The sequence below is a fragment of the Streptomyces shenzhenensis genome, from assembly GCF_021462265.1.
GTDB lineage: Bacteria > Actinomycetota > Actinomycetes > Streptomycetales > Streptomycetaceae > Streptomyces > Streptomyces shenzhenensis.
Genome location: NZ_JAJONF010000021.1, coordinates 164,892 through 172,537 on the forward strand (window position 1 = coordinate 164,892; position 7,646 = coordinate 172,537).

General features: G+C 72.1%; 7 protein-coding genes. 3 read left to right on the forward strand and 4 right to left on the reverse strand.

From position 1 onward, the window contains the following. Positions 1 to 3: 3 nt before the first annotated feature. The 3 genes from LQ326_RS26055 to LQ326_RS26065 form a co-directional block, all read right to left on the reverse strand. Positions 4 to 666, reverse strand: a complete 663-nt coding sequence (locus tag LQ326_RS26055) for a DUF5063 domain-containing protein (RefSeq protein WP_234540202.1) — start codon at positions 664 to 666, stop codon at positions 4 to 6. Then, on the reverse strand, positions 659 to 1,258 hold the full coding sequence (gene recR / locus LQ326_RS26060; protein ID WP_189263277.1) for a recombination mediator RecR: 600 nt from the start codon (positions 1,256 to 1,258) through the stop codon (positions 659 to 661). The genes LQ326_RS26055 and recR overlap by 8 nt, the downstream gene beginning before the upstream one ends. Before the next feature lie 93 nt (positions 1,259 to 1,351). Next, on the reverse strand, positions 1,352 to 1,696 hold the full coding sequence (locus LQ326_RS26065) for a YbaB/EbfC family nucleoid-associated protein (protein WP_181805269.1): 345 nt from the start codon (positions 1,694 to 1,696) through the stop codon (positions 1,352 to 1,354). Positions 1,697 to 1,959: 263 nt separating this feature from the next. Here LQ326_RS26065 and LQ326_RS26070 point away from each other — a divergent pair, with 263 nt between their 5' ends. Continuing rightward, positions 1,960 to 2,715, forward strand: coding sequence for an SLATT domain-containing protein (locus tag LQ326_RS26070; RefSeq protein ID WP_234540204.1), 756 nt, complete (start codon positions 1,960 to 1,962; stop codon positions 2,713 to 2,715). A 318-nt stretch (positions 2,716 to 3,033) separates the two neighbouring features. Then, complete coding sequence (locus LQ326_RS26075) at positions 3,034 to 4,188, forward strand: Gfo/Idh/MocA family protein (protein WP_234540206.1); 1,155 nt, start codon at positions 3,034 to 3,036, stop codon at positions 4,186 to 4,188. A 39-nt stretch (positions 4,189 to 4,227) separates the two neighbouring features. Here LQ326_RS26075 and LQ326_RS26080 read toward each other — a convergent pair whose 3' ends face one another. Next, on the reverse strand, positions 4,228 to 6,036 hold the full coding sequence (locus tag LQ326_RS26080; RefSeq protein ID WP_234540208.1) for a serine/threonine-protein kinase: 1,809 nt from the start codon (positions 6,034 to 6,036) through the stop codon (positions 4,228 to 4,230). A gap of 217 nt (positions 6,037 to 6,253) precedes the next feature. Between LQ326_RS26080 and LQ326_RS26085 the strand changes: the two genes are divergently transcribed. Then, a complete protein-coding gene (locus LQ326_RS26085; protein WP_234540211.1) occupies positions 6,254 to 7,612 on the forward strand; it encodes an aspartate aminotransferase family protein in 1,359 nt (452 codons plus the stop codon). Positions 7,613 to 7,646 lie beyond the last annotated feature (34 nt).

Consider the following 7,646-nt stretch of genomic DNA (forward strand, 5'->3'; position numbering starts at 1 on the left):
GTCCTACTTGGCGGAGCCCAGCCCCAGCACCCCGCCGATCTCCTCCTGCATGACCTGGCCCGCCTCGAACTCCAGCGTCTCGTCGCCCATCGTGTCCTGGTCCGTGTCCAGGCCGTCCAGCTCCTCCAGGGGCTGGTTGAGGCGGACGTGGATGAGGACGGACTGGAGGGCGCGCAGGACCGCGGAGGCGGTGGGGCCCCAGTTGGAGAAGTAGGAGAACTGCCACCACCACAGGGCCTCGGAGGTGCGGCCCGCGCGGTAGTGGGCCATGCCGTGGCGGAGGTCGGTGACGATGTCGGCGAGGTCGTCCGAGACGCGGGCCGGGACGGGGGCCTTGCGCGGCGCGTAGGGGTCGAAGACCTCGGAGTAGACGTCGATGGGTTCGAGGAGGCGCGCGAAGTTCTCGCGGAGCTGGTCGACGTCCGGCTCCGGGCCCGGGTCCGGCTCGTAGCGCTCGTCGGGGACGATGTCCTCGTGCGCGCCGAGACGGCCGCCGGCCAGCAGGAGCTGGGAGACCTCCAGGAGGAGGAAGGGAACCGCCGAGTCCGGCTCGTCGCCCTTGGACACCTCCGTCACGGCCACCAGGAAGCTCTCCACCTGGTCCGCGATCTGGACCGCGAAGTCGTCCGGGTTCTGCGAGGTCGCGTGCAGCGTGGCGTCAGACATCTAGGAGTCGTCTCCCCTCGAAGGCGCGGCCGAGGGTGACCTCGTCCGCGTATTCCAGGTCGCCGCCCACCGGGAGGCCGCTGGCCAGGCGGGTGACCTTCAGGCCCATGGGTTTGATCATGCGGGCGAGGTAGGTGGCGGTCGCCTCGCCCTCCAGGTTCGGGTCCGTGGCGAGGATCAGCTCGGTGACCGTGCCGTCAGCCAGGCGGGCGAGCAGCTCTCTTATCCGGAGGTCGTCGGGGCCGACGCCCTCGATCGGGCTGATCGCGCCGCCGAGCACGTGGTAGCGGCCGCGGAACTCGCGCGTGCGCTCGACCGCGACGACGTCCTTCGGCTCCTCCACCACGCAGATGACGGTGGGGTCGCGGCGGGTGTCACGGCAGATGTTGCACAGTTCCTCCTGTGCCACGTTGCCGCAGGTCGCGCAGAAGCGGACCTTCGCCTTCACCTCCAGGAGAGCCTGCGCGAGACGTCGTACGTCCGTCGGCTCCGCCTGCAGGATGTGGAAGGCGATCCGCTGCGCGCTCTTCGGACCGACGCCGGGCAGCCGCCCCAACTCGTCGATGAGGTCCTGGACCACGCCTTCGTACAACGGACTGCCCTTCCTGGAGTCTTTCGCTTCGTACCGTAGTTGGCCGCCGCCTGTCCTAGGAAGGCGGTAGGGGTGACGCCCGGACGACGAACATCAGAACGGCAGGCCGGGGATCCCGCTGCCGCCGCCCAGCCCCTGGGCCAGCGGGCCGAGCTTCTGCTGCTGGAGCGCCTGGGCGTTCTCGTTGGCCGCCTGGACCGCCGCGACGACCAGGTCGGCGAGGGTCTCGGTGTCCTCCGGGTCCACCGCCTTCGGGTCGATCTTCAGCGCGCGCAGCTCGCCGGAGCCGGTCACGGTGGCCTTCACCAGGCCGCCGCCCGCCTGTCCGTCGACCTCCGTGTTCGCGAGTTCCTCCTGGGCCCGTGCCAGGTCCTGCTGCATCTTCTGGGCCTGCTGGAGCAGCTGCTGCATGTTGGGCTGGCCACCACCGGGGATCACGATCAGCTCCTGGGTCGGGTCCGGACATTCTCTGTTGTGCATGAGCCTACGTGGTCGGCGCAGCCATCGCCCCGCCACTCTTTCGAGTGAGAATCCCGGCGACCCTATACCTGATCAAGCCCCCCTTCCGGGCGGAAAAGAGACGAAAGCACAGCCTTCGCCACCCATTGGGCGGTAGGAAGGGTTGCCGTCGTCAGCATCCATTGTCAGGTCCAGCGCCAGTCACGGAACGTGACCGGTCGGGATCAGTTAGGGAGTGCCGGGTGGGTCAGCCGGAGATGCAGCCCGAGGGGCCGCCTCAGGAGGGGCGGGGCGGCGAGGGTGCGGCCGGACTGCGGCCGGGTGATCTGACCGGGCGGGCGTTCCCGCTCGGGGACTGGGGTGAGCCGGCCGAACGGCTCGAGGAGCTGTACCGGTGGGTGGAGCGCGGGGCGCTGGAGACGACCGGGTGGTATCTGGCGGACCGGGTGTGGAAGCGGCGGGGGGCGCGGGCGCTGCGGTGCGGGGCGGCGGCGGGGGCGGTGCTGGGGGCGGCACTGCCGCTTGTCGACCTGACCGGAGTGGTCGGCGGGGTCGCGCCCTGGGGATATCTCGCGCTGCTGATGGCGGTGTCCTGCGTCGGCATCGACCGGTTCTTCGGAGTGACCTCCGGCTGGATAAGGGACATGGCCACCGCGCAGGCCGTGCAGCGGCGGCTGCAGGTGCTGCAGTTCGAGTGGGCGTCGGAGAGTGTGCGGGAGGTGCTGGGGCCGGCGGACGGTACGGCGAGCGAGGCGGCCGAGCGGTGCCTGGGGGTGCTGCGGCGGTTCTCGGAGGACGTGACCGAGTTGGTCCGCACGGAGACGGCCGACTGGATGGTGGAGTTCCGGACCGGGCCGCCTCCGCTGGGCATGCAGGCGACGGTGGCGGCGGTGCCCCGGGCGGACGCGGGGCAGGTGAACGGGCGGTTTCCGTTGCCACCGGGGCCCAACGGGGCCCGGCCGAACATGCCGAGGCAGCGGCCACCGGAACCCAGGTGAGGGGGCCGAAGAAAAGAAGCCGGGTGCGCGTCGTGGGTCCAGCGCGGCACGGTGGGGGTTGCTCGCGCCCACGCGGCGGAGCCGCACATCGATACAGCCCCGCGCCCCTTTGGGACGCGTCACCTGTAGCGCCCCTTCAGGGGCGCGGGGAACTGCGCGGCCAATCACGACGGCGCGGCAGCCGGTCACGGTGGTCACCCTCCGGACGGTGATCCAGCATTTGTAAGGACGGCCGTATGTCTTGACATCGACAGAAGCGCCCCCGCATCGTGAGCGGCAGCTGTTGGAACGGTCCAAGCAGTCGCGGAAGGGCAGCCCATGGTGAGTACGCTCGGCGTCGCCGTCGTCGGATTCGGCTGGATGGGGCGGGTGCACACCCAGGCCTACCAGCGGATTCCGCACCACTTCCCGCGGCTGCCCCTGCGGCCGGAGCTGGTGGCCGTCGCCGAGGAGGTGCCGGGCCGGGCCGAGGAGGCCGCCGCCCAGTTCGGGTTCGCGGCCACCACCCGCGACTGGCGCGAGGTCGCCGCCGACCCGCGGGTGCACGCGGTCAGCATCACCGCGCCGAACTTCCTGCACCGCGAGATCGGCGTCGCGATGGCCGAGGCCGGCAAGCACATCTGGATCGAGAAGCCGGTCGGGCTGACCGCCGAGGACGCCCGCGCGGTGTCCGGCGCCGTCGCCAAGGCGGGGGTGCGGGGCACCGTCGGCTTCAACTACCGCAACGCGCCCGCCGTCGCGTACGCCCGTGAGCTGATCGCCTCCGGTGAGCTGGGGACCGTGACACATGTCCGCGTCCGGCTGTTCAGCGACTACGCCGCCCATCCCGACGGCGCCCTGACCTGGCGGTACGAGCGGGCCCGGGGCGGCGGCGGAGTGCTCGGCGACCTGGCCTCGCACGGCGTCGACCTGGCCCGCTTCCTGCTCGGTGACATCGCCTCGCTGGCCGCCGACACGGCCGTGTTCATCCCGGAGCGCGCCCGTCCCGCCGGCGCCACCGCCGGCCACGCCCTCGCCACCGGCGGCGAACCCGGCCCCGTCGAGAACGAGGACTACGTCAACTGCCTGCTGCGCTTCGCCTCCGGCGCCCGGGGTGTCCTGGAGGCCTGCCGGGTCTCGGTCGGCGAGCAGAACAACTACGGTTTCGAGGTGCACGGCACCAAGGGCGCCGTCTTCTGGGACTACCGGCGGATGGGCGAGCTGGGCGTCAGCCGCGGCACCTCCTACCAGGACCAGCCCGTCAGCACGGTGTTCGTCGGCCCCGGCCACGGCGAGTACGCCGCCTTCCAGCCCGGCGCGGCCAACGCCATGGGCTACGACGACCTCAAGGTCATCGAGGCCGCCAACTTCCTGCGGTCGGTCGCCGAGGGCACCTCCTACGGCCCGACCCTCGAAGACGCCGTGCACAGCGCCACCGCCCTCGACGCGATGAGCCGCTCCGCCGAGCAGGGCGCCTGGGTGCGCCTCGGATGACGTCCGCGGCATCGGGTTCCCCGGCCCGGGGAACGGACCTCATTCCTTGGAGTAGGTGAGACTCTCGCCGCCGCCCTGCTGGGCCCGCCTCAGCTTGCCGTCGGACAGCAGGGTCACCTCGGTGGGCTCGCCGGCGGTGCACGACGAACGGGGCTTGCCGGACGTGACCTTGGACGGGCCGATCTCGAGCGGGCCGCCGGAGCCGGGCTCGCCGGTGAGCTTCGCGGTGAACTCGCAGTGGTAGCCGGGGCCGTCCGCGACCAGCGTGAGGACCGTGTCGCCCACGGCACCCTGCCGGATGGTCAGTTCGCGGGTGTTGTGGCCGGTGTCGTTGTCGATCGACGTGGCCCAGGTGCCGAGGAAGCCGGCGGGGACGGTGCCGGTGCCCTTGGCGGCCGAGGAAGAGGGTGACGTCGAGGGCGCCGACTCGCCCGAGGTGCTGGGGGCGGTGGCCGACGGGGTGGCGGTGCTCCGGCCGGCCGCCTTGTCGTCCGTGCCGCCGCCACCGCTGTTCATGAGCGCGTACACCGAGCCGCCCGCGGCCAGCAGCACGATCAGCGCGACGGTGACGAGGAGGGCGGTGGAGCGGGGGGTACGGCGCGGCTCGTCGGCGGAAAGGGGGTCGTAGAGCGGGGGTGGGGGGACCGGGGGGTAGATCTGGGTGGGGTCGGGGGCCGGGGCGGGGGTGGTGTACGGGTTGTACGGCGACGACTGCGGGTGCGGTTGGGAGTAGCCGTAGGCCGGGTGCGCGGGGGCGTGTTCGGGAGACGGATCGTTCTGGGGCGGGTGCGGGTGAGCGGTGGCCGGCCGCGCCCCCGCGGCGGCAGCCGCGGATTCGGCACCGCCCCGCGCCCCTGGGGGCGTCGGCCCTGGCGTCCACTGACGTGCCGCCGCGGCCGCCGGTGCCCCGTTCGGCGTCCCGTGGACCGTCGGGTCCTCCACCTCCAGCAACTCCACCGCGTGACGGCCGAGTTGGGCCACCAGGGCGCCCGGGAGCCAGGGGTCCCTGGACCGGCCCTCCCAGACGGTGGCGCCCGCTCCCGTGCGCGCCAGGATGGCCTCCAGCGACGGGCGGGCCGCCGGGTCCTTGCGCAGGCAGTCGTGGACCACGTCGGCGATGTCCTCGGGGAGGCCGGAGAGGTCGGGGTCCTCCTGGGCGATGCGGAACATCAGGGCGTGTGCGCCGCTCTCCGTGGAGCCGAAGGGCAGCCGGCCGGTGGCCGCGTAGGCGAGCACCGAGCCGAGGCAGAAGATGTCGCAGGCCGGTGTGATCCGGTCGCCGCGCACCTGCTCGGGGGCCATGAACCCGGGCGAGCCGAGGAGCGAGCCGGTCTGGGTGAGCCGTTCGCCGGGCAGCGTCTCCAGGGCCCGCGCGATGCCGAAGTCGATGACCCGGGGCCCCTCTATGGTGAGCATCACGTTGGACGGCTTCAGGTCACGGTGGACGATCCCGGCCGCGTGGATGTTGCCGAGCGCGTGCGCCAGCCCGGCGGCGAGGATGCGCACCGACCGCTCGGGCAGTGGCCCGTGGTCGTGCTCGACGACCTGCTGCAGGCTCGGCCCGGCCACATACCCGGTGGCCACCCAGGGCACCGCGGCCTCGGTGTCGGCGTCGAGGACGGGCGCGGTCCAGAACCCGCCGACCCGCTGGGCGTTGCGGACCTCCTGCCGGAAGCGCGCCCGGAACTCCTCGTGCTCGGCGAGTTCCGCGCGCACCAGTTTCACGGCGACCGTACGACCGCGCTCCGACCGGGCGAGGTACACGTGCCCCATGCCGCCCGCGCCCAGCCGCGCCAGCAGCCGGTAGCTTCCGATGTGCTGCGGATCCCCCGGCCCCAGCTTCTCCATGGCAGATCCGCTCCTCGCTCACACTCGTGATCGAGCCGAGAATAATGCGGACGTTCCGGCGATCGCGCAGCGCCATGTCTACGGTTACGTAACAGGCACCAATGCCGGCCGCCCCGGCCGCGTCCCCAGGTTGTGGACAACCTGTCGCGGAATCCCCCTGACCACGGAACATGTCGCCGATATCGCTCCCCTGCCCGTTCCTCTTACGCTCCCGGCCATGACCCCTCAGCCCAATGCCCAGGCCGGGGCCGCCGTGAAGGCGGCCGATCGTGCGCATGTCTTCCACTCCTGGTCCGCGCAGGACCTCATCGACCCGCTCGCCGTGGCCGGCGCCGAAGGGTCGTACTTCTGGGACTACGACGGCCGGCGCTACCTGGACTTCACCAGCGGGCTCGTCTTCACCAACATCGGGTACCAGCACCCGAAGGTCGTCGCCGCCATCCAGGAGCAGGCCGCGAAGATGACCACCTTCGCGCCCGCCTTCGCCGTCGAGGCACGGTCGGAGGCTGCCCGGCTGATCGCCGAGCGGACGCCCGGCGACCTGGACAAGATCTTCTTCACCAACGGCGGCGCGGACGCGATCGAGCACGCGGTGCGGATGGCCCGGCTGCACACCGGGCGCCCGAAGGTGCTGTCCGCCTACCGCTCGTACCACGGCGGCACCCAGCAGGCGATCAACATCACCGGCGACCCGCGCCGCTGGCCCTCCGACGGTGCCGCCGCCGGGGTCGTGCACTTCTGGGCGCCGTTCCTCTACCGCTCCCGCTTCTACGCCGAGACGGAGGAGCAGGAGACCGCGCGGGCGCTGGAGCACCTGGAGACCACGATCGCCTTCGAGGGGCCCGGGACGGTCGCGGCCATCGTGCTGGAGACCATCCCGGGGACCGCCGGGATCATGGTTCCGCCGGCCGGGTATCTCGCGGGGGTCCGGGAGATCTGCGACAAGTACGGGATCGTCTTCGTCCTGGACGAGGTCATGGCCGGGTTCGGACGGACCGGGGAGTGGTTCGCGGCCGACCTGTTCGGGGTCGTACCCGATCTGATGACCTTCGCCAAGGGTGTGAACAGCGGGTACGTGCCGCTCGGCGGCGTGGCCATCGGCCCGAAGATCGCCGAGACCTTCGCCAAGCGGCCCTACCCGGGCGGGCTCACGTACTCGGGGCATCCGCTGGCCTGTGCCGCCGCCGTCGCGACGATCAACGTGATGGCGGAGGAAGGGGTCGTCGAGAACGCGAAGCGGCTGGGGGCCGAGGTCGTGGGGCCGACGCTCGCCGCGCTCGCCGAGCGGCACCCGAGCGTCGGCGAGGTGCGCGGGGTCGGCATGTTCTGGGCGCTCGACCTGGTGCGGAACCGGGAGACCCGGGAGCCGCTGGTGCCGTACAACGCGGCCGGGGAGGCGAACGCGCCGATGGCCGCGTTCGGGGCGGCCGCGAAGAAGCACGGCCTGTGGCCGTTCGTGAACATGAACCGGACGCATGTGGTGCCGCCGTGCAATGTGAGTGAGGCCGAGTTGAAGGAAGGGTTCGCTGCGCTGGACGCTGCGCTGAGCCTGGCCGACGAGTACACGGTGGGCTGAGGCCGCGTTCCGGCTGCGGGTGCGTGGGGGGCTG